21 protein-coding genes and 1 tRNA gene are annotated in these 25,081 nt (G+C 67.5%); 6 read left to right on the top strand and 16 right to left on the bottom strand.

Going from position 1 to position 25,081, the window contains the following annotated elements; translation table 11 throughout:
• Window positions 1-47 precede the first annotated feature (47 nt).
• A complete protein-coding gene (locus tag GII31_RS08390; RefSeq protein ID WP_213248506.1) occupies window positions 48-1,874 on the bottom strand; it encodes a DEAD/DEAH box helicase in 1,827 nt (608 codons plus the stop codon).
• 247 nt (window positions 1,875-2,121) lie between these two features.
• Here GII31_RS08390 and GII31_RS08385 point away from each other — a divergent pair, with 247 nt between their 5' ends.
• Both GII31_RS08385 and GII31_RS08380 read left to right on the top strand, forming a co-directional pair.
• On the top strand, window positions 2,122-3,906 hold the full coding sequence (locus GII31_RS08385; RefSeq protein ID WP_213248504.1) for an AMP-dependent synthetase/ligase: 1,785 nt from the start codon (window positions 2,122-2,124) through the stop codon (window positions 3,904-3,906).
• Between the two features lie 176 nt (window positions 3,907-4,082).
• Window positions 4,083-5,303, top strand: coding sequence for a trans-sulfuration enzyme family protein (locus GII31_RS08380; protein WP_246222173.1), 1,221 nt, complete (start codon window positions 4,083-4,085; stop codon window positions 5,301-5,303).
• A 161-nt stretch (window positions 5,304-5,464) separates the two neighbouring features.
• On the opposite strand, the gene GII31_RS08375 is transcribed toward GII31_RS08380, so the two are convergent.
• Window positions 5,465-6,964, bottom strand: a complete 1,500-nt coding sequence (locus GII31_RS08375) for a DUF7782 domain-containing protein (protein WP_260840381.1) — start codon at window positions 6,962-6,964, stop codon at window positions 5,465-5,467.
• Between the two features lie 318 nt (window positions 6,965-7,282).
• On the opposite strand from GII31_RS08375, the gene GII31_RS08370 reads away from it, so the two are divergent.
• Window positions 7,283-9,088 carry a hypothetical protein gene (locus tag GII31_RS08370; protein WP_260840380.1) on the top strand — a complete coding sequence of 602 codons (1,806 nt, stop codon included), beginning with the start codon at window positions 7,283-7,285 and terminating at the stop codon, window positions 9,086-9,088.
• Window positions 9,089-9,189: 101 nt separating this feature from the next.
• On the opposite strand, the gene GII31_RS08365 is transcribed toward GII31_RS08370, so the two are convergent.
• The 7 genes from GII31_RS08365 to GII31_RS08335 all read right to left on the bottom strand — a co-directional run bounded on the left by GII31_RS08365 (window position 9,190) and on the right by GII31_RS08335 (window position 15,333).
• On the bottom strand, window positions 9,190-9,945 hold the full coding sequence (locus tag GII31_RS08365) for an ABC transporter permease (RefSeq protein ID WP_213248498.1): 756 nt from the start codon (window positions 9,943-9,945) through the stop codon (window positions 9,190-9,192).
• 4 nt (window positions 9,946-9,949) lie between these two features.
• Window positions 9,950-10,765 (bottom strand): ABC transporter permease, encoded by an 816-nt coding sequence (locus tag GII31_RS08360; RefSeq protein WP_213248497.1) that lies wholly within the window; start codon window positions 10,763-10,765, stop codon window positions 9,950-9,952.
• The gene (locus tag GII31_RS08355; protein ID WP_246222172.1) at window positions 10,762-11,775 is read right to left on the bottom strand and encodes an ATP-binding cassette domain-containing protein; all 1,014 of its coding nucleotides are present in this window, start codon (window positions 11,773-11,775) and stop codon (window positions 10,762-10,764) included. The genes GII31_RS08360 and GII31_RS08355 overlap by 4 nt, the downstream gene beginning before the upstream one ends.
• A gap of 214 nt (window positions 11,776-11,989) precedes the next feature.
• On the bottom strand, window positions 11,990-12,412 hold the full coding sequence (locus tag GII31_RS08350) for a hypothetical protein (protein ID WP_213248495.1): 423 nt from the start codon (window positions 12,410-12,412) through the stop codon (window positions 11,990-11,992).
• An 8-nt stretch (window positions 12,413-12,420) separates the two neighbouring features.
• Entirely contained in the window at window positions 12,421-13,194 is a 774-nt protein-coding gene (locus tag GII31_RS08345; protein ID WP_213248493.1) for a hypothetical protein, read from the bottom strand.
• 83 nt (window positions 13,195-13,277) lie between these two features.
• Window positions 13,278-13,793 (bottom strand): methylated-DNA--[protein]-cysteine S-methyltransferase, encoded by a 516-nt coding sequence (locus GII31_RS08340; RefSeq protein WP_213248491.1) that lies wholly within the window; start codon window positions 13,791-13,793, stop codon window positions 13,278-13,280.
• Window positions 13,794-13,875: 82 nt separating this feature from the next.
• Window positions 13,876-15,333: an AlkA N-terminal domain-containing protein gene (locus tag GII31_RS08335; protein ID WP_260840379.1), complete on the bottom strand. Its 1,458-nt coding sequence runs from the start codon at window positions 15,331-15,333 to the stop codon at window positions 13,876-13,878.
• A gap of 142 nt (window positions 15,334-15,475) precedes the next feature.
• Here GII31_RS08335 and GII31_RS08330 point away from each other — a divergent pair, with 142 nt between their 5' ends.
• Window positions 15,476-15,970 carry a hypothetical protein gene (locus GII31_RS08330; protein ID WP_246222171.1) on the top strand — a complete coding sequence of 165 codons (495 nt, stop codon included), beginning with the start codon at window positions 15,476-15,478 and terminating at the stop codon, window positions 15,968-15,970.
• A 113-nt stretch (window positions 15,971-16,083) separates the two neighbouring features.
• Here GII31_RS08330 and GII31_RS08325 read toward each other — a convergent pair whose 3' ends face one another.
• The 5 genes from GII31_RS08325 to GII31_RS08305 all read right to left on the bottom strand — a co-directional run bounded on the left by GII31_RS08325 (window position 16,084) and on the right by GII31_RS08305 (window position 22,735).
• Complete coding sequence (locus GII31_RS08325; RefSeq protein WP_213248488.1) at window positions 16,084-17,355, bottom strand: PucR family transcriptional regulator; 1,272 nt, start codon at window positions 17,353-17,355, stop codon at window positions 16,084-16,086.
• Window positions 17,352-18,794, bottom strand: coding sequence for a phytoene desaturase family protein (locus GII31_RS08320; protein WP_213248486.1), 1,443 nt, complete (start codon window positions 18,792-18,794; stop codon window positions 17,352-17,354). Before GII31_RS08320 ends, GII31_RS08325 begins: the two co-directional genes overlap by 4 nt.
• Window positions 18,791-20,599, bottom strand: coding sequence for a DUF3556 domain-containing protein (locus GII31_RS08315; RefSeq protein WP_260840378.1), 1,809 nt, complete (start codon window positions 20,597-20,599; stop codon window positions 18,791-18,793). The genes GII31_RS08320 and GII31_RS08315 overlap by 4 nt, the downstream gene beginning before the upstream one ends.
• A 169-nt stretch (window positions 20,600-20,768) precedes the next feature.
• The gene (locus GII31_RS08310) at window positions 20,769-22,262 is read right to left on the bottom strand and encodes a class I adenylate-forming enzyme family protein (protein WP_213248482.1); all 1,494 of its coding nucleotides are present in this window, start codon (window positions 22,260-22,262) and stop codon (window positions 20,769-20,771) included.
• A gap of 388 nt (window positions 22,263-22,650) precedes the next feature.
• Window positions 22,651-22,735, bottom strand: a tRNA-Leu gene (locus GII31_RS08305).
• 60 nt (window positions 22,736-22,795) lie between these two features.
• Between GII31_RS08305 and GII31_RS08300 the strand changes: the two genes are divergently transcribed.
• Window positions 22,796-23,239 (top strand): transcriptional regulator, encoded by a 444-nt coding sequence (locus GII31_RS08300; protein ID WP_213248480.1) that lies wholly within the window; start codon window positions 22,796-22,798, stop codon window positions 23,237-23,239.
• Between the two features lie 44 nt (window positions 23,240-23,283).
• Window positions 23,284-23,628 (top strand): DUF3817 domain-containing protein, encoded by a 345-nt coding sequence (locus tag GII31_RS08295; RefSeq protein ID WP_213248478.1) that lies wholly within the window; start codon window positions 23,284-23,286, stop codon window positions 23,626-23,628.
• Window positions 23,629-23,685: 57 nt separating this feature from the next.
• Here the strand turns inward: GII31_RS08295 and rdgB are convergent, their stop codons facing one another.
• Window positions 23,686-24,309 (bottom strand): RdgB/HAM1 family non-canonical purine NTP pyrophosphatase, encoded by a 624-nt coding sequence (gene rdgB / locus GII31_RS08290; protein ID WP_213248476.1) that lies wholly within the window; start codon window positions 24,307-24,309, stop codon window positions 23,686-23,688.
• Entirely contained in the window at window positions 24,306-25,061 is a 756-nt protein-coding gene (gene rph / locus GII31_RS08285; protein ID WP_213248474.1) for a ribonuclease PH, read from the bottom strand. Before rph ends, rdgB begins: the two co-directional genes overlap by 4 nt.
• Window positions 25,062-25,081: the final 20 nt, after the last annotated feature.

Here is a 25,081-nt window from a genome sequence, read left to right as displayed (position 1 = left end):
AACCTCACACCACGGGTAGGCAACTGTGCGTCACGCCACGGCCACGATCAGCCGCGCGGGTGTCCGGCCACCTTGGGGCTGCCGCGTTTGCCCCACGAGTCCGATCGCCTGGCTCCGTCACGGCCGTACCCTCGTGCACCCTGAGCTGCACGTTTGGCACCACCACGGGCTCGGGGCGGACCCTGATCGCGGCGGATGTCGATGGGGTTCTTGCCGATCCTGGTGTGCCGGAGTGACGCCAAGGTCTCGGAGTCGAGATCGTCGGGCAGCTCCACGAGACTGAAATCGTCGCGGATGGAAATGTTACCGAAATCACCTCTGGTGAGTCCGCCCTCGTTGGCGATCGCCCCGACGATCGCACCCGGCGACACCCGGTGAACCCGGCCGACCGCGATGCGGTAGGTGGCGAAATTGGCCCCGGGCCGCCTGGGCGCGCGCTCACGACGCTCGGGCCGCTCCCCGCGCTCGCCCCGTTCGCGCTGCGGCGGGTCGGGTGCCATGAGGAAGCCGCCGTCACGGGTTTCGAGTGCGAGCGCCGCCGCGATGTCGGCCATCGTCACATCGTTGTCGCGGGCGTAGTCCTCGATCAGCTTGCGGAACAAATCCAGGTGATCCGAGCTCAGGTTTTCGGTGATCGACTCGGCGAACTTCGCCACGCGTTGGGCGTTGACGTCCTCCACACTGGGCAGCCCGATCTCGGTGAGCGTAGAACGTGTGGCCTTCTCGATGGCCCGCAACAGATGCCGTTCACGCGGCGAGACGAACAGCAGCGCGTTGCCCGACCTTCCCGCGCGCCCGGTGCGGCCGATCCGGTGCACATAGGACTCGGTGTCGTGCGGGATGTCGTAGTTGACCACATGCGAGATCCGGTCCACGTCCAGGCCGCGGGCCGCGACATCGGTGGCCACCAAGATGTCGATGGAGCCGTTCTTGAGCTGGTTGATGGTGCGTTCGCGCTGCGCCTGCGCCAGATCGCCGTTGATCGCCACCGCCGAGAATCCACGCGAGCGCAGCTTCTCGGCCAACTCCTCGGTGGCCTGTTTGGTGCGGACGAACACGATCATCGCGTCGAACTGCTCGACCTCCAGGAAACGGGTCAGGGCATCGAGTTTGCGCTGGTGCGAGACCTGCAGATAACGCTGGGCGATGTTGGACGCGGTCGCGGTCTTGGCCTTGACCGTAATCTCCTGCGGATCCTTGAGGTACTGCTGCGCCAGCCGGGAAATGGCCCGCGGCATCGTCGCGGAGAACAACGCGACCTGCTTGGAGTCCGGCGTGTCGGCGAGAATGCGTTCGACATCCTCGGCGAAACCCATCGTGAGCATCTCGTCGGCCTCATCGAGGACCAGGAACTCCAATTCGGAGATGTCGAGGGTACCCCGGTCGAGGTGATCGATGACGCGCCCCGGCGTGCCGACGATGACCTGTGCGCCGCGCTTGAGGCCGTTGAGCTGGACCACGTAGCTCTGCCCGCCGTAGATGGGCAGCACCTTCACCTTGGGCAGATGGGCCGAGTACTTGCCGAATGCCTCGGCCACCTGCAGCGCGAGCTCGCGGGTCGGCGCCAGGATCAGGGCCTGCGGCTTGCGCGCGGAGTCATCGAGCCGCGACAGGATGGGAATGGCGAAGGCCGCCGTCTTGCCGGTGCCGGTCTGCGCCAGCCCGACGACGTCGCGACCGGACATCAGGATCGGGATCGTCGCCGCCTGAATCGGCGAGGGCGACTCGTAGCCGACATCGGAGATGGCCTCGAGCACTCGGTCATCGATGCCGAGGCCGCCGAAGCCACCCCCGGCGGTATCGTCACCGTGGGCGGTTTGCTGTTCGCTGTACGTCTCGGCGGACGTTGATTCGGATTCGGATTCGGGTGTCATCGCCGGCCAGTCTCGTTCACCGCTACCACTCTAGTGCGCAACAGGCGGTCCCGAAGAATCGAACGGAGATGTTCACCGTGAGCACATGTGATCGGTGTCACCGCACAGCTGCTACGCTCGGTGCCATTCACGCGGATATCGGCGACGAATCTGCCCTCGAATGTGCCTGAATTGCCCGTTTGGTCTCGCCCCTGTTTGATCGTTCCGAACAGGGGCGAGAGCCCCGCAGGTTCGACAAAGGAGAGATATGGATCAGTACTCGACCCCGTCCGACTACACGGTCGACGAGAAGGCGACGACAGTGGACTCGCTGGTGCGTCACCGTGCCGAGACCCCGGACGCCGTCCTGCTGCGCAAGCTGTCGGGCTCCGATTGGGTCGACGTCACCGCCAAGACCTTTGCCGACGAGGTGGACGCGGTCGCCAAGGGCATCATCGCCTCGGGAATCAACCCCGGCGACCGGGTGGCGTTGCTGTCCTCGACCCGCTACGAGTGGACCGTCGTCGACTACGCCATCTGGCGCGCGGGCGCGGTCACCGTGGCGATCTACGACACGTCCGCCCCCGACCAGGTCCAGTGGATCCTCGAGGACTCCGCCACCCGACTGCTGATCGTCGAGGCGACCAAGCATCGCATCCAGCACCAGGAGGTGATCGCGGGCGCGGCGGCCCTCGGCGAGACCCTGGTCATCGATGAGGGCGCACTCGCGACCCTCACCGAGCGAGGCAACTCCGTCGACGCCGCCGAACTCGACGCCCGCCACGCCGGCACCACCGCCAGTGACCCGGCAACGCTGATCTACACCTCCGGCACCACCGGACGCCCCAAGGGCGTGGCACTGACCCACGCCAACCTGCTCGCCGAAAGCGCTGCCTGCGCCCACTCGGTGGGGCCGGGGCTGGTCGAGGGAAACACCACCCTTCTGTTCCTTCCCCTGGCGCATGTGTTCGCCCGCGCCATCGAGGTCGGCTGCATCGAGAACAAGGTGATCCTCGGTCATACCAGTGACATCCCGAACCTGGTGGCCCATCTCGACAAATTCAAGCCGCACTATGTGCTGTCGGTGCCGCGTGTGTTCGAGAAGGTCTACAACTCGGCCAAGCAGAAGGCGTACGACGGCGGCAAGGGCAGCATCTTCGAGAAGGCCTCCGTCACGGCCATCGAGTACAGCAAGGCCCGCGACACCGGCGGGGCCGGGCTCGTGCTCAAGCTCAAGCACGCCCTGTTCGACAAGCTCGTCTACGGCAAGCTGCGCGCGGCGCTCGGCGGCAACTGCATCGGCGCGGTGTCCGGCGGCGCACCGCTCGGCGAGCGCCTCGGTCACTTCTTCCGTGGCGTCGGTATCCCGGTGTACGAGGCCTACGGCCTCACCGAGACCAGCGCGGGCATCACCGCCAACAACGTCGCCGACCAGCACGTCGGCTCTGTCGGCCGACCGGTTCCCGGCGCCGCGGCGGCCATCGCCGAGGACGGCGAGATCCTGCTCCGGGGCCCGATGGTTTTCGGCGGCTACTGGCAGAACCCGGACGCCACGGCCGATTCCATCCGGGACGGCTGGTTCCACACCGGGGACATCGGCAAGCTCGTCGACGGCTTCCTGTACATTACCGGCCGCAAGAAGGAGATCATCGTCACCGCGGCCGGCAAGAACGTCTCCCCGGCCCAGCTCGAAGACACCATCCGGGCCCACCCGCTGGTGAGCCAGTGCCTGGTGGTCGGCGACAAGAAGCCGTTCATCGCCGCACTGATCACCCTTGATCAGGAGGTCATCCCCGGCTGGCTCGAACGCCACCAGTTGCCGGCCGACACCCCGCTGAGTGCGCTGAGCACCAACGAGAAGATCCTCGCCGAATTGCAGGAGGCCGTCGATTCCGCCAACAAGACGGTGTCCAAGGCCGAGGCCATCAAGAAGTTCGCGGTCCTCGACACCGACTTCACCATCGAGACCGGTGAGCTGACGCCCACGCTCAAGCTCAAGCGCAACGTGATCCACGACTCGTACAAGATCGCCATCGCCGACCTGTACACGTAGCCCGCAACGGGCCTCTTCCGCTGGTCGAGGTACCAAGGGGTGCGGGCCCGCGAACCTCGAAACCCGGTGAGACGGCACTGTCGCCTCACCGGGTTTCGAGGCTCCACCGGGTGTGCGTCCCGCCTTTCCCCGGACCTCAGCCCTCAGGTGACAAGACCGTGTCGTAGCGTCGACGCATGAACGCGCAGCACGGTGACACGAGTTTCGGGGACACGAGTTACGGGGACACGAGTTACGGGGACATGACCCTCAGCGTCCACGGCGGCAACGACACCGCCGGTCCGTCGATCCGGACCCCGATCACGATGGCCAACTCGTATCACCTGCCGCCCGAGCCGGAAAAGCTCGACTGGTCAGATCCCGACCATCTGATCTATACCCGCAACACCGGCGCCAATCAGGTTGCACTGCAACGCAAACTGGCCCTCCTGGAAGGTGGCGAGGATGCGCTCGCGCTCGCATCCGGGGTGGCCGCGCTGCACGCGGTGTATTTCACGTTCCTGGCGACGGGCGATCACATCATCGTCTCCGACACCACCTACGAGGCGACGTGGAAACTGTGGACGCAGTTGTTGCCCCGCAAGTACGGCATCGAGGCCACGTTCGTCGACATCACCGACCTCGACGCGGTGCGGGCGGCCGTCCGGCCCGCCACCAGGATGATCACCGCCGAGGTGATCGCCAATCCCACCACCAAGGTCGCCGATGTGGCCGCACTCGCCGACATCGCCCACACCGCCGGCGCCTTGCTGGTGATCGACTCGACGTTCACTCCCCCGCCGCTGTACCGGCCGCTGGCCGACGGCGCCGACCTCGTGGTCCACTCGCTGACCAAGTACATCAACGGGCACGGAGATGCGATGGGCGGTGCGGTGATCGGGGCCGCCGAACACGTCTCGAAGGTGAAGGCCGAGGCGATGGTGGATGTGGGCGGGGTGATCTCCCCGTTCAACGCGTGGCTGATCAGCCGCGGGTCGATCACGTTGCCGCTGCGGCTGGCCCAGCACCAGGCGTCGGCGATGACCCTTGCCCGACTGCTGGAGGCCGACGACCGGATCGCGTACGTCTGTTATCCGGGCCTGGAGTCCCATCCCCAACATGAACTGGCCGCAAGGCAATTGGGCGGTCGCGGCTTCGGCGGCATGATGGCGTTCGCGCTGCGCGGTGATCCGGCCACGCACAACCGTTTCGTCTCCCACCTCACGGTGATCACCTCCGCGGTGTCGCTCGGCCACGACGAATCGCTGATCGTGCACGTCGGCACCGAGGGTCCGCGGGTCGCGGCCTACCCCGACGGGTTCCGCGAATTCGGCCACCTACGGTTCTCCACCGGCCTGGAGGACGCCGACGATCTGGCCGCCGACCTGCGCCAGGCGCTGGACAAGACGTTCGGCTGACGCCGTTTCTGCCGGTTGAGGTGCGAGGAGCGCAGGCGACGAGCCTCGAAACCTCCCGACAGAATAATGTCATCTCAGCGGGTTTCGAGGCTCGCAAGCTCGCACCTCAACCGGCGACGGGGTCGCATTCGGAGCAGGTCCGGGAGCGCGGCGGACCTCGACTACCTCACCTCGTACAAGATCCCCCGACCAATGGCTTCACGCACGACGGGAACCGCCGCCTGGGCGAGGGCGTCGGCGTCCACGTCGTGAAATCCGGCGAGGAGATCGACGAGGGCGCCCAGCGGCACGATGCCGCGACAGCCGGCGAGCAGGGCCGTCGACACCTCGTCGACGCCCAGGACGGCGCCCGGTCCGCCGGGCCGGCGCACCGACGCCCCGACCTGTTGCCAACCGTCCTCGCCGGGTAGCGACTGTTGCTCGAGTATGACCGGTGCGGTGGACAGTCGCGCGGCGAGCAGCTGTTCATCGGTGGTCTCGCGCAGATAGGCGCGGCGGTCCAAGAACGCCCTGGCCTCGTGACCGGTGACCTCCTCACCGGCGGCGGTGATCTCCTCGACCACCTGGTCGGGAGCGCGCCTTTCGGCGGTGCCGGGTGCGCGAAGGGTGATGAGCCCCATGCCGATTCCCGAGATCCGTTCGCGGCGAAACCAGTCGAGCCAGTCCGCGCCGCGCCGCGCCGTATCGTCGGGGTTCTCCCCCGCATCCGAGAGCCACAACGACACGTAGGTGATGGGATCGGCCAGTTCGCGCTGCACCACCCACGCGTCGAGACCGGTGCCCGCGAGCCAGCCGCGCACCCGGGTCTCCCAGGGTTCGTTCTCGCGGACGATCCAATTGGCAAGGATCTGGGCGATGCCGCCGGGATTGAGGTGACCGGCGATCTCACCGATGAGCCGCTCGCACACACCGTCCCCGGCCATCCCGGAGTCGCGATAGATGTAGTCCTGGCCGCCCGCCCCGACGACGAACGGCGGATTGGAGACGATCAGATCGAACGTCTCACCCGCGACCGGATCGAACAGGCTGCCCGCGCGCAGATCCCACGACATGCCGTTGAGTCGCGCCGTCGCAGCGGCCAGCGCCAGTGCCCGCGGGTTGGTATCGGTGGCGACGATGCGCGTGCAGTGGGCGTCCAGGTGCAGCGCCTGGATGCCGCAGCCGGTGCCCAGGTCGAGCGCACTGCCGACGGGTTCTCGGATGATCGCCCGCGCCAGCGATACCGAGGCACCGCCGATCCCGAGCACATGGTCGTGGTGGACCGGGCCGGTGCGGGTGGCGGCGTCGAGATCGGAGACGACGAGGTAGTCGCGGGTGTCGTCGGCATGTGGGCGGATGTCGAGGGCTGCGCGCGCCAGGGTGCCGTCGACGGTGATCACCCCGCAGTCGACGAGCGCGTCGATATCGCAGCCTGGCAGTGCCGCGGCGACGTCGGCGACCGGTTCGTCACCGGCGAGCAGCAGCAGCCGTACGAGCGTGGCCAGCGGTGACGATCCGGCCTGCCGGGTGGCGTGCAGCGCGGGCCACCAGATGCCGCGGGCAAGTGCCTCGTGGGCGTCGTCGCCGAGCAGACCGGCCACCCCGGTCCCGGTGTAGCCGGCCGAACACAGGTCGGTGCCGAGTGCATCGATGAGGGCGGTGTCGTGCAGTGGGTGCGCCATGCCCATCAGTATCGGCCGCGCGGCTCACCGCGTGTCGCGACGGGGGCGGTGACCGGTGCGACCCGGACGGCGCCTGAGGCTCCTGATCAGAATCCCAACAGCAACATCAGCAACTTTGTTTATCATCAGCAACACCAGTATCGATTGTTAGCCACGTCACTTCTACCGACGGTCTTGGGATTTACTCAGGGTATGCTAACGTCCGTCTCGAAATAGGCACCCGATGTTCGCGGGGGCCAGGAAAGTCGATGGAAAGCGTAGGGCGCAACTGTGCAGTCAGCGCGTGTCGGAAATTCGGGTCAGACAAAGCGTGTGATCGTGCGGGCAACTGCCGTCGCCACGCTGGCGAGCTTCGCGGCGGTCACCGCGACCGCCAACGGTTCGGCAGCGGTGATCAGTGACTCCCCCGTCGTCTCGCCCGTCGCCGGCACCACGAGCTCGAACACCACGAGCTCGAACACCGCCGTCGCCCCCAAGCCGCTGGTCTCGCCGTATGCCAAGAAGAAGGCGCCGCGATACAACCCGCGCACCGAAACCTACGAGCACCGGCAGGAACGCATCGCCAAGCAGCAGCGGCCGATGCTGCGCCAGAGCGCTGAGACCAAGAACGAGGACACCACCTGCGTCAGCGCCGAGTTCACCACCCTGAGCGTGGTGTTCGACTCCATCTACGAGTCGCTGCGCCCGTCGTTGCCGCCGGCCGCACAGGCAGCGCTCAAGCAGAACCAGAAGGGCCTGCAGCGCAGCCTCAGGAACATCACCGTCTCGACGCTGTCGCTCACCGACAACCCGCTGACCCTCGGCGCCGACAACCGCGATCCGTCGACCAAATACAAGACGCCGATCTCGCAGTACATCGTCAGTCAGCTGCTCAAGATCCGCGACGGCAAGAAGAACGACGCCATCCCGGTTGCCAACATCACGTTGAGCCAGGCCGTGGAGACCGCGTGGCTGTACTTCTTCGTCGGTGTCCTGTCGCCGATCCAGTTCGCCATCGGCGTCGCGCCGGTCATCGGTGACGGACGCCAGATCACCGATCCCGATACTGGCACCGTAAGCGAATCCACCAGCCCGCTCACCGGGACCCCGCTCTCGGCCCTGGCAGGCTTCATAAGCTACAACACTCTGCTGAATATCCTCTTCGCCGGTGGCAATGCCGGGTTGAATATTCTGTTCAATCAGACAACCAATGCCCTGCTCAATCAGTGCGTGTCCCGGGTCACCGAGGAGCAGAAGGAGAACGCGGGCAAGGCTCACGAGCATATCCGTTACAACATCCCGCTCCCGGCGATCATCACCAGCACCGCCAAGCAACTGGCACTGGCCGACAACAACAGCTGCCGGCCGGTGGGCGCCAACACCCTCGGCGAGATCACCGAACGCACCATCCGCCAGGCCAAGGAGTCCGCTCCGAACGCCGCCGCCCGCAATCGCGTCGCGGCACAGGGCCGCCAGATTCAGGGCATCCTGCGCAGCTCCTACATCCCGCACAACCTGATCCCCGCCGACAAGCAGGACTTCACCGGCACGGAGACGGCGATCTCGACGATCGGCAACTTCATCCCGTTCCTCGGTGGTGCGGGGCTCGACGTCCTGCTCGGCCTCGGCCACAACGCGGGGCAGGGCGACAATCTCGGCCAGCAGGTGCCACTGTCAAAGCTGACCGTCACCAAATCCCTTACCGGCGTGTATTACACCTACGCGCTGTCTGTGTGGCTGTTCCGGAATGTCGGTCAGGCCGCAACGATGTCAGGGCTGCTGCCGCGTACTCCAGCCTGGGAGTTCGACCCCTTCCGCACCATCTCCACGATTGCCACCCTGCCGCTGACCTACGGTTTGGTCACCTACCACAACGTGGTTCGTTCGATGTGCTTCACCGACGACGACACCACCGGCTCGGGTCTGGGCGCCGAGGCGCACAAGCGCACGGACGAGGCCGAGGAGAACATCGCCAAGAACAAGGAGAAGGCCGACGAGGAGCGCACCGGCACCACCAAGCGCGCCAGCTCCACCACCACCACGAAGCCGGCTTCGGACGAGGACGGGTCCGCACCCGCCGCGACCACCACTCCGAAGAAGAAGGCCAACCCCGACGATGATCTGCCGCCGTGGGTTCACCCCTGATCGTCACTGATCCTCGATAGCTGACAGGAATCCCGGAATGCCATCGGCATTCCGGGATTCTTTATCGGCATCGGTCCTCGAAGAGGATACTCAGGCCACACCTATGGACGACGACGGTAACCGCGAACGGCGAGAAGGCCGCACACCAGGGTCAGGCCGATGGCCCACACGATGGTGACGACAACGTCACCGGCGTAGTCACCCCCCGAGGAGGCACCGCGCATCGCTTGTGCCACATGCGATATCGGATTGGCGGAAGCGATCGGCTGCGCCCAGCCGGGCAGGTCGTGCAGCGTGACGAATCCGGTTGACAGGAACGACAGCAGCAACAGCAGCGCATTGGTGCTCGAGACCGCCGTCTCGGCGGAATCGACGTAGGTGGCGATCGCCACCATCATCCAGGCGATCCCGAAACCGAAGATCACCGGCAACACGAAGTAGAGCACGGCTCCGGACAACCCGGCCTCGAAGCGGAAGCCCATGGCCACCGCCACCGCGGTCACCACCACCACGGACCCGATATTGCGTGCGGCGTCGGCGAAGATCCGTCCGGCGAACGGGGCGACCGCCGAGACCGGCGAGACGCGGAGTCTGTCGTCGAACCCCGAGGTCCGGTCCTGTTGAGTGGCGATGGCCGTCGACAGCGCCCCGAATACCACACCCATGACGGTGAAAACGGGTGCGGCGTACTGCACGTACTCGCCGACGCTCGCACCGGGCAGGACCATCTTGCCGAACGACACCGACATCAGGGTGAGCAGAATGATCGGCATGATCGCGGCCATCGCGACGGTCATCGGTGATCGCAGCATCAGGATCAGGCCGCGTCGGGTCATCACCCGTACATCCGTGGTCATCGTCTCAACCCACCTTTCCGAAGGCCCGGGGCACGAATGCGGCGAACACCGCGGTCAGGACCGCACACCAGGCCAGCGCGATCAGCACCGTCGAGGTGGTGTTCTCCATACCGAGCGTCGATGCCGCGCGCAGGGCCTCACCGATCCGGGAGATCGGCTGATTCTCCACGATCGGGCGCATCCAGTCCGGATATGCCTGCGCGGGCACAAAAAGCGTCGACACCAGCAGCAACGGAAAGTAGACCAGGTTGCCGATGGCCTGCACCGGTTCGGTCTTCCCGAGCCCGTAACCCAGTACCAGGTACGGCAGACAGATCGCGAATGTCGCGCACACAACCAGTCCCACGAATCCGAGGAACCCGACAATTCCTGTCTCGAAACGGAATCCGGCGATGTAGCCCACCACGATGAGCACCAGCGAACCGATGACGGTGCGGATCGTCTCGCCGATCAGCAGCGCCATGGCGGGCGCCATCCGCGCGATGGGCATCGACCGCAGTCGGCCGATCATCCCCGACGTCGCGTCCTCGGCGGCCCAGATCGAAATGGACATGCCGGAGAAGAACACCGACTGCAACACGATCGCGGGCACCATGAACTGTGCGTAGTCGATGCCGGCACGGTCCATCACCCGCCCGAATACGGTGAGGAACAGCACCGCGAAGATCACCGGCAGCACGAGCGCTCCGACGATGGAGGCCGGTCTGCGCGACATCATCCGCAGGTGCCGGCCCGCCAGCGCCAGCGAGTCGGTAACCAGCGACGGCTGCGGGGTGGTGCGTTCGGCGGTCCGGCTCTCCCCGGCGGTTGCCGTCGTCATCGCCGCGCCCCCGCGTCGCCGGCATCCGCGTGTGCGCTGTCCGCGCCCTCACGGTCGGCGTGATCGCTCCCCGGTTCGCCGTCACCGGCGACGTCTCCGGTCAGGGCCAGGAACACGTCGTCGAGGGTGGGGTGACGCAGTCCGATGTCCTCGGGGATCACCGAATGCGTGTCGAGCAGGCGCACCACATCGAACAACGTTTGCGGCCCCTGGGCCGGGACGCTGACGGTGCCGGGCGTGTGCGTGACCGTCCACCGTGTTTCCAGTGCCCGCACCACACGGGCGTGGTCGGGGCCGGTGATCGACACCTCGCACACCGATCCGCCGACGAGTTCCTTGAGTTTGCCGGGGGTTCCCTCGGCGATCACCGATCCGTGATCGATCACCACGATGCGGTCGGCCAACTCGTCCGCCTCCGCCAGATACTGGGTGGTGAGGATGATGGTCATGCCGTCGGCCCGCAGGCGTTGCACGATCTCCCACAGCATGTTCCGGCTTCGCGGGTCGAGGCCGGTGGTCGGCTCGTCGAGAAACAGCACCTTCGGGTCGCCGATCATCGACGCCGCCAGGTCGAGCCGTCGGCGCATACCGCCGGAGAAGGTGACGGTGCGGCGGTCAGCGGCGTCGGCGAGGTCGAACTGGTCGAGCAGTTGCGCCGCCCGTTCCTTGGCGCGTTCGGTACCCAATTTGAACAGGCGGCCGAACAGCACCAGGTTCTCGCGGGCTGTCAGTTGCTCGTCGAGTGCGGCGAACTGACCCGTCAACCCGATCAGCGGCCGGACCGCGGCGGGATCGGCCAGTACATCGATGCCGGCGACGCGCGCCTGCCCGGAGTCGGGCCGAAGCAACGTGGTGAGCACGTTGATCGTGGTTGTCTTGCCCGCTCCGTTGGGGCCCAGCAGCCCCAGGATCTCCCCCTCGGCAACGCTCAGGTCTATCCCGCGCAACGCTTCTACCGGCGCTGTGCGCGAGGCGAAGGTCTTGGTCAGACCGGTCGCTTCCACTATCATCACACACCCCTTTCGCTAGGTTAGGCAGACCTAACTTGTGAGGTTAACAGTGCGAACGGACTGGCAGAAGGCCCCGAACAAACGACTTGTCGCCCGGCCCGGCCCCGAACCCACCACCGCCGAACGACACGCCGGACGCATCGGATGCCAGCGGCCGCGCCGATATCGGACGAACCCGACAAGAGATGGTGTGGCAGGGTGTCGGGCCCGGTGCTCAGACCGCGTGCAGACCGTCGGCAACCAGTTCGGCGAACAGCGAATCCGCATGCGCGCCAAGGCTCCCCCGAAGCTCCTCCTCGCCGCCGGCGATCACCCGGAACTCGGTGGGGCGCCGGCGCTGCGATGCGATCACCCGCTCGATGCCCCCCTCGCCCAGGGTCTCGGTGTAGTACCGCACCCACGGTTCGTAGTCGGGTTTGGTCAGGCCGAGCCGGCGCAGCGCCCCTGCCTGAATCGTCCCCACACCGATCGTCCCCGCACCGCTCGTACCAGGCGGGTCCACACCGACCATCCGCACCACCCAGCCCGCTCCGTCGGTGGCGACGAGGCCGACGTTGCGGGGTTCGCGGCGGCGCATGTCGGGTGTGTACTGAACGAGATACCAGGTCACGACCCGAGGAAATTCCATCTGCGTCATGGCGGCTCCTAGAACAGTGTGTCGGGGACGATCCGCAGCACGGGCCGGGTGAACTCGGGTTCGGCGGGGGTATCGGCCGACGGCACCAGACTCACGATCCGATCGCGGCGCGCCAGCAGATATTTCGCCAGCCACGACTGTTGTCGCTGCGTGATCAGTCCGCGTTGATTCGCTTCGAGCAGCGGCCGGCCGATCACATGCGCCGACACCGCCTGCACGCGTTGTTCCCAGAACCGCAGCAGTTCCTTGTCGATGGCCTCGTCGGCGAACTCATGCCCGCGCAGCGGAATGAGCGCCTCGTCGTCGGGCTTCTCGGCAAACGCGTGCCCCCGCGGCCGGGCGAGTGAATACCCGTGGTCGACCAGCCAGATGCCGAGCCGCTCGTCGTACAGCACGCTCTCGGCGTGCCGGCCGGTGTTGTTGACCCACGCGTCGAAGACGATCATCCCGGCCACCACCTGCGGCTGGGCGATGGCGATGTCGTGGGTACTCGACGGGGGCGCCGAGGTTCCGCCGTCCGATCGCACCCCGGGAACGGCCCAGTAGATGGTTCCGTTCCGGTCGCGGGCCACCTCGCCCGGCAGAACCGGCAGACCGAGCGCGGCGGCGAGCCGACCGCAGATCAGTTCGTTGGCAATCCGGTACGGTTCGTCGGGATTGTGCTTGGTGACATGCATCCACGCACGGCCCCAATAGGTTTCGGTGGCGTCGGGATCATCGGGGTCGTCGACGCGGACGAGGTCGTCGATGCGGACGCCGGGGCGGAGCTTGCGCGGTGCCACTGTTCGCCGCCTCCCGCCGGTCCGGTTCGCCGATGCTGCCCGTGCTGGTCACGAACATTGTTGCTCACAAGCATTCAACCTCATCAACCGATCTCGTGTTCACGCCGCAACAGAGAATCCTTGACCTGGGTCCCCCACGCGAAGCCGCCGAGCGTGCCGTCGCTGCGCAGCACCCGATGACAGGGAACGAACAACGCGGGCGCGTTGCGGGCACAGATCGACGCCGCCGCGCGCACCGCTCCCGGGTTGCCGACGACCGCCGCGAACTCGGTGTAGCTCAGCGGCTGCCCGGGCGGAATCGAACGCAGTGCCGCCCACCCGCGCAGCTGAAGCTGCGTCCCCCGCTGCGCGACCGGCGTCGCCATCGCGGCGGCGACATCGCCCGCATAGTAGGCGGCCACATCGTCCGCGGCACCGGTCACCCCCTCACGTACCGCGCCCGGCCTGATGTCCCGGTGGATACGGTCGAGCACAGCCTGCCGGTCGGTGGTCCACCCCGATCCCAGGACCCGGCCCTCGTCGTCGACGACCAGTGTGAACGGTCCGTCGGGGGTGTCGACGGTCTGCACCGTTCCCTGCTTGCTGCTGCTGCCGGTCATTGATCTCCCTCGTCACAATTGTTATTTCTGTCGATGTCTATGTCGGGTGTCTATGTCTATGCCGCGCACCGGGGCAGACGGGTCACGGCGGTGTGTTCGCCCGCCACAGGTGTGCGGTGAGGTAACTGCGCCACGGTGCGACACGCACCGACCACCGGGTCAGTTCTCGCGGACCGGACGGCAAGCCCACGGCCCCCGCCCCCGCGCGGACCGCACTGTCACCGGGCAGCAGGACGTCGGGATCGCCGAGGACCCGCATCCGGACGTAGTCGGCGGTCCACGGCCCTATCCCGGCTCTGGCGAGCAATTCGGCGCGCTGCTCGGCGCCGTCGTCGGCGGAGGTCAGGGTCAGGGTGCCGCCGGCGAGGGCGGCGGCCACCCCGGTGATCGCCCGCACCCGGGCGACCGGTCCGCGCAGTACCTCATGGCCGTGTTCGGCGACCGCCGCCATCGTCGGAAACAGCAGATGTGGGCCACCGTCGGTCGCGTCGACGGTCTCGCCGAGTTCCCGCACGAGCCGGGTCAGCGCGATGCGGGCGGCCACCACGGTGATCTGCTGCCCGACCATCGCCCTGATCAGCATCTCGTGCGCATCGGCGGCCCCGGGTACCCGAACCCCCGGGGTGGCGGCCACGAGCGATGCGAGCTCGGGGTGCGCGCCGAGCGCGCGGTCCACGGCCACCGGGTCCGCGTCGAGGTCGAATATCCTGCGTACCCGGGTGACGAGCGGCCCGAGATCGGCCAGATCGCAGATGTGGACCCGCAGGCGCAGTCGGCCCGCCGAGTCCTCGCGCACCTCGAACCGCGCCGTGCCGCCGGCCATCCGGAGGGTACGGGCGAAGCCCGCCGCACTCGCCTCCTCCATGCCCGGGATGCACCGGTCGGCCATCCACCGGAAGATCCCGTGGGCATCGAAGGGCCGACGAACCGGCAGAACCAGATCGACCGCCCCGGGAGTCGTGGCCGCCGAGCGACTTCGGGACCGCAACTGCGTCGGTGTCATCGCGAAGATCTCCCGGATGGTGTCATTGCATTGCCGGATGCTGCCGAACCCTGCCGCGAACGCGATATCCGATACCGCCAGATCGGTGCCGGTCAACAGGATTCGTGCGGTGTGAGCTCGCTGCGCGCGGGCCAGTGCCAGTGGTCCGGTGCCCAGTTCGGTGGTGAGCATCCGGTTCAGGTGCCGCACCGAATATCCCAGCCGGGCGGCGAGGGCGCCCACCCCGTCACGTTCGACGACGCCGTCGGCGATCAGCCGCATCGCCCGCCCTACCGTGTCGTGGCGCAGATCCCATTCCGGCGAACCCGGTGCGGCCTCGGGCAGACATCGCCTACAGGCGCGGTAACCGGCCTCGTGCGCGGCCGCACTCGTGGGGAAGAACTCCACATTCGACGGTTTCGGTGTGCGTGCCGGGCACGAGGGCCGGCAGTAGATGCCGGTGGTGCGGACTGCGAGGATGAACTGCCCGTCGAACCGGCCGTCACGAGCGGTGACCGCACCGTAACGCTCGTCGAAGGTCATCGATGCCGGGCTCATGCCCTCCACTCTGGCACGCCCCGACGGCACACCACCGGCGGAAATCGGACACGGCGATGTCAGGCGCGGCGGACGTGCCGCCCTGCGGGCGGATCGGTCCGAGGATCGGGAGATTGTTCGCGGACGTAACAATGTGTCGAATGTGACCGATACCACGGACATGGCACCAACAACACGAACACGCGTTTGCGCGGCCACAGTCGCCGTCCTGGGAGCAGCCGGGCTGGTCGTCGCCACGGGGCCGGGCCAGGCGCGGGCAGCCAGCGCCGAGTACCCGATCAGTACCTGCTTCGGCCTGAGCCCCAATATCGTTGACTTCCCGTACATTCCGCGGCGGGTGATCGTCTCCGACTACGCGGGTACCACCTATCTGGCCGTCGACTACACCAGCTACTGGATCGGCGTCGGCTACGACTCCGACGCCCGGCTCGACTGGCACAATCCGCGCACCGGCAAGCGCGGAAGCCTCACCTCACACAACCACGTCCGCCCGCCCTACCAAGGCGTACACAACTTCACTATCCCCACCAAGACCATCGGCACCGGCCAGGTACGCGTCACCCTCAACACCGTCAACCGCAACGCCCTCTGGTCGATCCCGGCCACCAGCTGCGGCGGAACCATCACCGTTCGCTGACGACCACCCGAGTTCTGCCCGGTCGGCATCATGACCGACAACGCCGCTCTCGCGGCGTGACTACAACCTGTCGCCTACTCGCGCAGCAGTCCCTCCTGCCCGGAGTCCTTCGCCTAGCACTGCAGCACCGTCGCACCCAGATACTCGCAGACGGTGAGTGCCAGCGCGAGATCCATCCGGTCGTGCCGATCCGGGAGCGCCGCCATCGCCTTACCGACGCGGTACTTGACGGTGTTGCGGTGCAGCACCATCCGCTCGGCGGTGCGGACGTGACTCTCTCCGCTGGAGAGGAACTCCGACAGCGTGGACCGCAGGATCTGCGCATTCGGGGTGTCCTGCGCCAGCGGACCGAGGACATCGGAGATCCACGCGCGAGTCGACGGCAGGTCGCGCGCCATCATGGAGACGACGGCGATGCCGCGGTCGCCGTATCCGACCACCACCGGCTCGGCGCGCGGCACCGTGGACGCGACGTCGTAGGCGGACCGGGCCTGCTGGTAGGAACGCCGGAACCCGGTCACCCCGGTGCCGGGAAGGCCGATCGCCACGCGCAGGTTCGGCGGAAGGCTCACCTGGGTGGCGGTCGCCGCCGAGTCGGTCCGGGGCGGCGTGCCGGCGAACGGGATCCACATCCAGACGGTGCTGCGGTCGGCAGCGGTGATGACCGGAGCAGACACCGCCCGCAAGGCTACGGCCAAAGACCTTGCAGCCCGGTCGATGTCGGCGAGACCGACGGCGGAGTCCTGCGACCACAGGATCGCCGCGAGGTGGGTGCGGTCGAGCCGGTATCCGGTCTCCGCTTCGAAGGCCTCGGTTTCGAAAGGGTCGGGCTCATCGTCGCCGTCGAGCAGTTGGTTCACCGTGGACGAGAGCACGTTGCCTTCGGCGCCGATCCAGCGTTCCCGTTCGCTCTCGTAGGCTTGAAAGACGTACTGGGTGATCCATTCGATGTAGTCGAAAAAGACGGTGGCGACGTACCTGGCGACCCGGACCGACAGCCCCTCCGCGAGCTCCAACTCCTCGAGGAAGTCCAGGCAGAGCCGGTTGTATTCGAACTCGCCCATCCGGTAGGCCCGCATCAGCGAGTTCGACGGCACCTCCCGCTGAGCCAGGCGCAGGGCATACTCGACGGCCGCGGTGGTGGGCTGCAGATGCCCGAGCGGGATGTTGTTGGCCAGGATGTGGTTGATGGTCGTAACGTTGCCTTCGACGCTGGCGTGCAACAGGTCCACCAGGACCGGATCGCCGTCGAGGTGGTCGATCTCGGCCATCTGCGCCGTCATGTCGTCGACCATCCGGTCTTCGATGTCGCGCAGCCGGCGGGCCAGGACCTCGACCACCGCGAGCAGCTCGGGGTCCACGCCCTCGCCCGCCGGCCGGCTCATCGCAGGCCGCCGGTCATATCCGGTTGCACTCCGACCGACGCCAGGGCCGAGTTGGCGGCGTGGAATCCGCACAGCCCGTGGATGCCCGCACCCGGCGGTGCCGTCTGCGAGCAGACGAAGACGCCGTCGACGCCCGTCGCGTACGGGTCGAGCGCCAGCCGCGGCCGCAGGACGGTCTGCAGCCGGTTGTTGGCGCCGCCGATGATGTCGCCGGCCGCATAGTTGGGGTTGTACTGCTCCAGGGCCACGGTCCCGGTGGACGTGGTCGCCACGATCTGGTCGCGGAACCCGGGCGCGAATCGCTCGATCTGGCCGATGACGGCTTCGGTGGCGTCGCCGCCGAAGCCCTTCGGCACGTGCGCATACGACCAGATCGGATTGATCTCGCCGCTACTACGGCTCGGGTCGGCCAGATACTGCTGCCCCACCAGCACAAACGGGTTCTCCACCAGGATCCCGGCCGCACGCTGCTTCTCGGTGTACGCCACCTCGGCGGCGGTGCCGCCCAAGTGCACGGTGCCCGCCCGGGTGGACTCGGCGTTCCGCCAGGGAATGTCCCCACGGATCGCGAAATCGACCTTGAACGCCGAGGACCCGATCCGGTAGCGGCCGTAGGCCCGCGCGATGCGCGCCGGCATCTGGTCGCCGTACAGGGCCAGGACCTGCGCGGCAGACAGGTCCAGCAGCACCAAGTCGGCATCCGGGATCTGTGACCGATCGGAGATCATCAGCCCGGTTTCGATTGCGCCGCCCATATCCGTCAGCGCCGCCGCCGCGGCCGTGGTGATGGCGCCCGAACCGCCGACGGCCACCGGCCAGCCGAAGCGGTGCCCGCTCGCGGTGATCATGATGCCCAGCGCCGCGGTCAGCGGAACGTCGAGCCGGGTGAAGGCGTGCGCCGCGACCCCGCTGAACAGTGCCCGCGCCGCATCCGTGCGGAACCACCGGGCCAGCCAGGTGGCCGGCAGCAGCGCCCGCGGCCCGAAGGCTCCGAGCTGCACCGGATGCCGGGGAACGTTGACGATCGGCCGCATCAGGTCCGGGGCCAGAGTGTCGAAGTTCCGGACCACGTCGCCGAAGGCCAGCTCCCAGCGCCGTCCGTCCACACCCAGACCCGCGGCGGTCTGCTCAATCGACTGGTACAGCACGCCGACATCGCCATCGTCGAGCGGATGGGTGCAGTCGATCTCCGGCCACGCCCACTGCAGGCCATAGCGGTCGAGCCCGACGGTCTGCCAGAACGGCGAGCCGACGCCGAGCGGATGGAAGGCCGAGCAGTAGTCGTGGATGAGGCCGGGAACCTCCAGCTCACCCGACCGCGCACCACCGCCGATCCGATCCTTGGCTTCCAGGACCGTCACCTCGACGCCGTTGCGCGCGAGCTGGAGGCCGGCGGCGAGCCCATTGGGACCGCCGCCGACCACCACGGCCGTCGTCATGACTGACGTGCCCCCACCCGGGCGGGCGTGCTCGCGCTGCGCCAGGTCACGTTCATCGGGATCGGGCCGTTGGGCAGCCACGGCTGCTCGGCGACCGCGTCCGCGACATTCCAGGTGCCGCGTTCGATCACGCCCTGAGCCGCGTCGATCACCATGTACTCCTGTGTCTTCTTGCCGATGGGCTGCGACTCGACCCAGACCACGGTGAACTCACCGGGAGCGAAGTTGCAGCGCCGCTGCAGGGCCTCGATCATACGGTAATTGTGCATGTGGCCGTCGCCGAAGTTGAAGCCGACCAGCGAGTTGCAGGCGAACTCCGCCTCGCGGATCGTGTACTCGTCGATACGGTCCCCGAGTTCCCGGTACAGCAGCGAGTACAGCCCGCGGCCCTGACTGTGCATGGCGCGCCAGGCGATGGTCTGTTCCATGGTGATCTCGGCTGCCTCGGGGCCGTAGTCCGGGGTCAGCTGATCGATCTGGTTCTTCGCCGGACGGACTATGTGCTGGTTCAGTTTGTCTTCGGCGCCCGGGGCGAAGGCCCACATCGCCGACGCCCAGTTGCCGGCGTACTGGCGCATGGACGGCAGGAACGAGACCAGGTCCGGCCGCAGATTGCCCAGCACCGGGAAGAACAGCAGCGCGATCACGATCGCCGCGGTCAACCAGCCTGAGCTCATGTCGCCGACGCCGAACCCGTCCCACGCGGGGAAGCCACAGAACAGGAACACCGACGCGAAGGCGAACAGCATGTTCCACTCCAGCGGCACAGCCAGCGGGAAGACGGAGAAGATGAACAGATGGAAGCAGACCATCAGGATCACGGCGGCCAGGGTGAGCCACTTGTTGACCGAGAAGAGCAGCACCAGCGGAGTTGCGATCTCGACGACGGTACCCAGCACGTGCCCCTGGAACGTCGCCGCACGCGACGGCCGCAGGTCTTCGGGGAAGTTGCGGTAGTTCATGCGCTTGAGGCTCTTGATCGTCAGCCACGGCGCATTGGAGATCATCGGCGGGATCACGTTGGTGAAGTGCAGGCCGATCTTGGATACGCCCGCGCCCATCCAGACGACCACGATCAGCAGTTTCAGCGCGACGATCATGTCGACGAACGGCAGGAAGGCGAAGAAGATCACCGCGGGCAGGTACTGCTCCGAGCGGGCGGCCAGGAAGATCACCTTGTCACGCAGACCCATCACCGCCATGAGCACCAGCAGCGAGTACAGAACGGCCGGGTTCACGAGTCCGTGGGATGAGTCGATCGCCGGCGGTGAGTCCGCCATCGCCTCGGTGAACGACGCCGAGTCCTTTCCGGGCAGGCAGACCGCCACCAGCAGGTTCACCAGTATCGCGGCGTACAGGACCACGTCGAACACGGTGCGCGAGTCACCCTTGGTGCCGGGTACGGTGTCCGGCCACGGTGGTAGCCGGATGGTCTGCGGCCGCAGCCAGAACAGGATACCGCCGGTCATCGGGCTGAACTTGCCGGCCAGCGGGCCCCACGAGCCGGCCACCCCGATCGCTTCCAGGAGCATCGTCCACAGGACCAGCTTCTGGTAGACGATCGGCTGGTTCCACCACTCGCTGACCTGCAGCGGGTTCAGGCCGGAGGTGACTGTGGCCAGGGTGACACCGACGACGATGTACAGCACGGCCACCTTCAGCAGGTAGATCACGTGCACCATCTTCGGGGTGCCGAAGCCGTAGTCGACCCAGTGCGTCGCGAGCTGGCGGACTCGCGTCTGCAGAGGTTGATCACGGAACGCCGCCGGGTCCACCGGCGGGAAGTCCCCTTCTTTGAATCCCATTGCCTAGCTCCTTTGTTCGGGGGTTCGCTCGTGCGGGTTGCTTGCCGATCGGGGTGCGCGCGCTGTGCGCAGCGGCTCGATCGTGTTTCGGGTAGGGGGCAGCGCGCCGAGTGGTGCTCGGCGGCCGGTGGGTGCGGGAAGTGTCTGCGCGCGCCGCTCGGGCGCCGGCTCACGCCGGGGCGGCCCCGGCGGGCTGCACCTGACCGGCGGCCGCGGTCTGCCGCCGCAGGCCGGGCTTGTCGATCTTGCCGACCGGATTGCGCGGCAGCGCGTCGACGATGTGGATCGCGCTGGGCCGCTTGACCTTGGTCAGTTGCGGTGCGACGAACTCGGCGAGGTCGTCCGCGGTGAGGTCGGTGCCGGGGTAGCCGACGACGAAGGCGACGGGCACTTCACCCAGCAGCGGGTCCGGTGCGCCGACCACCGCGCATTCCAGGACCGCCGGGTTGGTCGCCAGCGCGGCCTCGATCTCCTTGGGATAGATGTTCTCGCCGCCGCGGATGATCATGTCCTTGATCCGGTCGACGATGCGCAGGTAGCCGTCGTCGTCGAGGATCCCGACGTCACCGGTGTGCAGCCAGCCGTCGACGATCGTCTCGGCGGTGGCCTCGGGGCGGTTGAGGTAGCCGCGCATCACGGCCGGCCCGGCGATCAGGACTTCGCCGCGCTGTCCCGTCGGCGCGTCATCGCCGTTCGCGTCGACGATGCGGATGCGCTGGCCTGGCAGCGCCGGGCCGACGGTGCCGAGTTTGCGCACGCCGCCGACCGGGTTGCACGCCGATGCGCAGGTGGCCTCAGTGAGACCGTAGCCCTCGACGATGGGAACCCCGAAGGTCTCCTCGGTCTTCGCCAGGAGCTCCGGGGAGATCGGGGCCGCGCCGCAGATCGCGTACCGCAGGGAATCCAGCGCCCCCGGCGGGACGCCGCCGGCCTGCGAGACCAGCAGCGCGTAGATGGTGGGGACGGCCGAGAAGAACGTCGGGCGCAGGCGCGTCACGTCGTCGAAGAAGCGGCTGACCGAGAACTGCCCGGTGATGCTGACCTGGCCGCCCGCCATGATCGGCGTCAGGCAGCTGACGCAGATGGCGTTGACGTGGAACAACGGCAGAATCAGCAGGGCGTGGGTGTCCGGGCCGCACTGGAAGTGCTCGCCCCCGCTGCGGCCGAAGAAATGCAGATTATCGTGCCCGAGGCGCACCCCCTTCGGGCGCCCGGTAGAGCCGGAGGTGTAGATCAGCAGGGCGTCGTCGGCTTCGGTAGGCGGGGTCGGCGGCGTCCACTGTGCGGTGGGCCGGACCGCCAGATCGTCGACGTCGAGGAAGATGCGTGCCGGATCGCCGACCGGCGCCTGGCCGACGACCACCTTCGCGCCGGAATCGCCCAGCTGATATTCCGCCTCCGCGTCGGTGAAGCCCGGATTGACCGGGGTGGCCACCGCCCGCAGCCGCCAGGCGGCCATCAGGGTGATGAGCAATTCGGCGCGGTTGGGCAGAAACGTCGCGACCATGTCCCCCGGCCCGACGCCCAGCCCGGCCAGCTGCTGCGCCACCGCGTCGACACGCTGCGCGAACTGCACGTAGCTCAACTGCAGCCGGTCGTCGCGGACGCACGGTGCGTCACCCCGGGAGGCCAGCTCCCAAGCGAAATACGTGCCCTGTGTCACTGTCGTCACCTTTCCTACCGGATGTGACTTCTGACACTATGAGCTGCGCGGGGACGGCAAAACGGCCCCCAGACACGAATTATCGGCGCGACTTTGTGCCCAGGGCACAAAGTCCCTGTCCGCGCATCGCGATCGACACGATGAGCGCGGCAGCGGTGGCTGCTGCCCCGGCGTTGACGTGGAGGACGGTCCATACGATCACCGTGGACGCTGCCCGGGCGCTGCTTCAGGAACGCGTTCGGCCAGAGACAAAACAATTGGGTCAGGTAGCACTTCTGGAACCCGACCTCTTACCCGCGATTCATCCTGAACCGCTCACGGTGCGCCCTCCGCGATGGCATTCGAACTCAGCGGGCGCACACCTGCCGGAGGCCGGGCAAGGATGTCATGGTGCGCGAGGGGGGACTTGAACCCCCACGTCCTAAGACACTGGAACCTAAATCCAGCGCGTCTGCCAATTCCGCCACTCGCGCGTGCGCGGACAAGCGTACCGCGTGGGCTGTGACCTGCGTCGTACGGGTACCGTCGGGGGTATGGAATCTGCTCGTCCCGGTCGCGCACGGCACCGGCCGGCATTGATCGCGTTGGTCGTCATCGCCGCCACGGCGTGTCTGGCGCTGGCGTGGTGGCAGTGGTCGCGCTATGAGTCGGCGGCGGGCACCGCGCAGAACCTCGGCTACGCATTGCAGTGGCCGGCGTTCGCGGCGGCCGTGATCTACGCCTACCGCCGGTTCGTGGTCCTGGAGAACAACGCCGACGAGGTCGACAAGCTGTCCCCGCGCAGCAAGGGCGCCGTCGAAATCCCCGAAGGCATCCTGCCCGAGCGGCAGAGTTTTCCGAGTGCCGAATCGCTGCTCGCCCCCACTGATCCGGCCGCCGACGCCGGACTTCGTGAATACAACCGGTATCTGGCTGAATTACATCAGGCCGAGGCCGGTTCCCGCGGCGTCGACGATTCCGACACCACCGCTCGCTGACCTGCCAGTTCCGCAGGCCGTTCCACCGACAAGGAAGTTGTTTCGTGTCCGAGACCAGCACCAGCAAGCCCACCGCGTCCACCGCATCGGTCACGAGCGCACTCCTGCGCTACCGGGTACTCGCCTGGATCACCGGCCTGTGGCTGCTGCTGCTCGTGGCCGAACTCACCCTCAAATACGGGTTCGACGTCGACGCCCTCGACTTCGTGCCGATCGTGCACGGCTGGGTGTATTTCGTGTACTTGATCATGGCCGTCGATCTGGCCATCAAGGTGCGCTGGCCGGCCGGAAAGATCGTGTGGACCGCGCTCGCGGGCACCATCCCGTTCCTGTCGTTCTTCGTCGAACATCAGCGGACGAAAGAAGTGAAGCAGCAGTTCGGGATCTGAGCCTGCCCGCGCGACACACGCCCGCACCAGCGGGGCGGCGCGACGGCGATCGTGGGATCAGCCGGTGGAGTTCGCCAGAGCGCGCAGGTCCGGGACCAGGGCGGCCAGCGCCTTGCCGCGGTGGCTGAGCGCGTCCTTCTCCTCCGCGCTCAGCTCCGCCGAGGACCGGCCGGCGGCCAGATCATCGGCGGGCAGGAACAGCGGGTCGTAGCCGAAACCGTTCGTGCCGTGTGCCTCTCGCGCCATCGTGCCGCGCCACTCACCGCGCACCACGGTGTCGGTGCCGTCGGGCCGGACCAGCGCGCACGCCGAGACGAAGGCCGCGCCACGCCGATCGTCGGGCACGTCGGACAACTGTGCCAGCAACAGTGCGTTGTTGGCGGCGTCGTCCCCGTGCGTCCCGCTCCACCGCGCCGACAGCACGCCGGGCATTCCGTTGAGCGCGTCGACGCTGATCCCCGAATCGTCGGCAAGGGTCGGCAGTCCGGTGGCTGCGGCCCCGGTGCGTGCCTTGATCAGTGCGTTGTCCTCGAACGTCGCGCCGTCCTCGGGCAGTTCGGTGTACCCGGGCACGTCATCGAGACCCACCACCTCAAGACCGGTGATCCCGGCCGCGGCCACCACGCGACGCAATTCCTTGAGCTTCTTCGCGTTGCGGCTCGCCAGCAGGATCGTCGTCACCTGGCATCCGGCAGGTCGCCCGGATACGGCAGAGCCAGCGCCTGTCGCTGCGCCTCGAACAGGGCGCCGGTGCCGATCTCGGCCATGTCGAGCAGCTTGTCCAAGGTGGCGCGCGCGAACGTCGCCCCCTCCCCCGTGCCCTGCACCTCGACGAGGGTGCCCGCGTCGGTGGCCACCACGTTCATGTCGACCTCGGCGCGCGAATCCTCCTCGTACGGCAGGTCCAGACGCACCCGGCCGTCGACGACGCCGACGCTCACCGCGGCGATCGCACACGAGAGCGGCTGCGGATCCCTGAGTTGTCCGGCCGCCCGCAGCCAGGTGACCGCGTCGGCGAGCGCGACATACGCGCCGGTGACCGACGCGGTGCGGGTGCCGCCGTCGGCCTGCAGCACATCGCAGTCGACGGCGATGGTGTTCTCCCCCAGCGCCGCCAGATCGATGCAGGCACGCAGCGAACGGCCGACGAGGCGGCTGATCTCGTGGGTGCGGCCGCCGATCTTGCCGCGTACCGACTCCCGCGAGGATCGTTCATGGGTCGACGACGGCAGCATCGCGTACTCGGCCGTCAACCAGCCCAGACCCGAACCCCTGCGCCAGCGCGGCACCCCCTCGGTGACGCTCGCCGTGCACAGGACCCGGGTGCCGCCGAATTCGACGAGCACCGAACCCGCCGGGTGGGAGGTGAATCCACGGGTGAAGGTGATGGGGCGGAGTTCGTCGTCGGCGCGGCCGTCTGCTCGTGTCGTCACGATCGACAACTCTATCGGGC

Source organism: Gordonia pseudamarae (genome assembly GCF_025273675.1).
Lineage (GTDB): Bacteria > Actinomycetota > Actinomycetes > Mycobacteriales > Mycobacteriaceae > Gordonia > Gordonia pseudamarae.
The sequence above is the reverse complement of the archived record's forward strand: the minus strand, read 5'-3'. Positions and strand labels throughout refer to the sequence as shown.

What these genes read in the sequence shown, in the direction of transcription:
- GII31_RS08380 (WP_246222173.1), top strand. Translation starts at nt 4,083, where the DNA reads ATGAACGCGCAGCACGGTGACACGAGTTTCGGGGACACGAGTTACGGG.
- GII31_RS08315 (WP_260840378.1), bottom strand. Translation starts at nt 20,599, where the DNA reads ATGGGATTCAAAGAAGGGGACTTCCCGCCGGTGGACCCGGCGGCGTTC.
- GII31_RS08300 (WP_213248480.1), top strand. Translation starts at nt 22,796, where the DNA reads ATGGAATCTGCTCGTCCCGGTCGCGCACGGCACCGGCCGGCATTGATC.
- GII31_RS08325 (WP_213248488.1), bottom strand. Translation starts at nt 17,355, where the DNA reads ATGAGCCGGCCGGCGGGCGAGGGCGTGGACCCCGAGCTGCTCGCGGTG.
- GII31_RS08355 (WP_246222172.1), bottom strand. Translation starts at nt 11,775, where the DNA reads ATGATAGTGGAAGCGACCGGTCTGACCAAGACCTTCGCCTCGCGCACA.
- GII31_RS08385 (WP_213248504.1), top strand. Translation starts at nt 2,122, where the DNA reads ATGGATCAGTACTCGACCCCGTCCGACTACACGGTCGACGAGAAGGCG.
- GII31_RS08335 (WP_260840379.1), bottom strand. Translation starts at nt 15,333, where the DNA reads ATGAGCCCGGCATCGATGACCTTCGACGAGCGTTACGGTGCGGTCACC.
- GII31_RS08360 (WP_213248497.1), bottom strand. Translation starts at nt 10,765, where the DNA reads ATGACGACGGCAACCGCCGGGGAGAGCCGGACCGCCGAACGCACCACC.
- GII31_RS08340 (WP_213248491.1), bottom strand. Translation starts at nt 13,793, where the DNA reads ATGACCGGCAGCAGCAGCAAGCAGGGAACGGTGCAGACCGTCGACACC.
- GII31_RS08390 (WP_213248506.1), bottom strand. Translation starts at nt 1,874, where the DNA reads ATGACACCCGAATCCGAATCCGAATCAACGTCCGCCGAGACGTACAGC.
- GII31_RS08375 (WP_260840381.1), bottom strand. Translation starts at nt 6,964, where the DNA reads ATGGCGCACCCACTGCACGACACCGCCCTCATCGATGCACTCGGCACC.
- GII31_RS08320 (WP_213248486.1), bottom strand. Translation starts at nt 18,794, where the DNA reads ATGACGACGGCCGTGGTGGTCGGCGGCGGTCCCAATGGGCTCGCCGCC.
- GII31_RS08350 (WP_213248495.1), bottom strand. Translation starts at nt 12,412, where the DNA reads ATGACGCAGATGGAATTTCCTCGGGTCGTGACCTGGTATCTCGTTCAG.
- GII31_RS08365 (WP_213248498.1), bottom strand. Translation starts at nt 9,945, where the DNA reads ATGACCACGGATGTACGGGTGATGACCCGACGCGGCCTGATCCTGATG.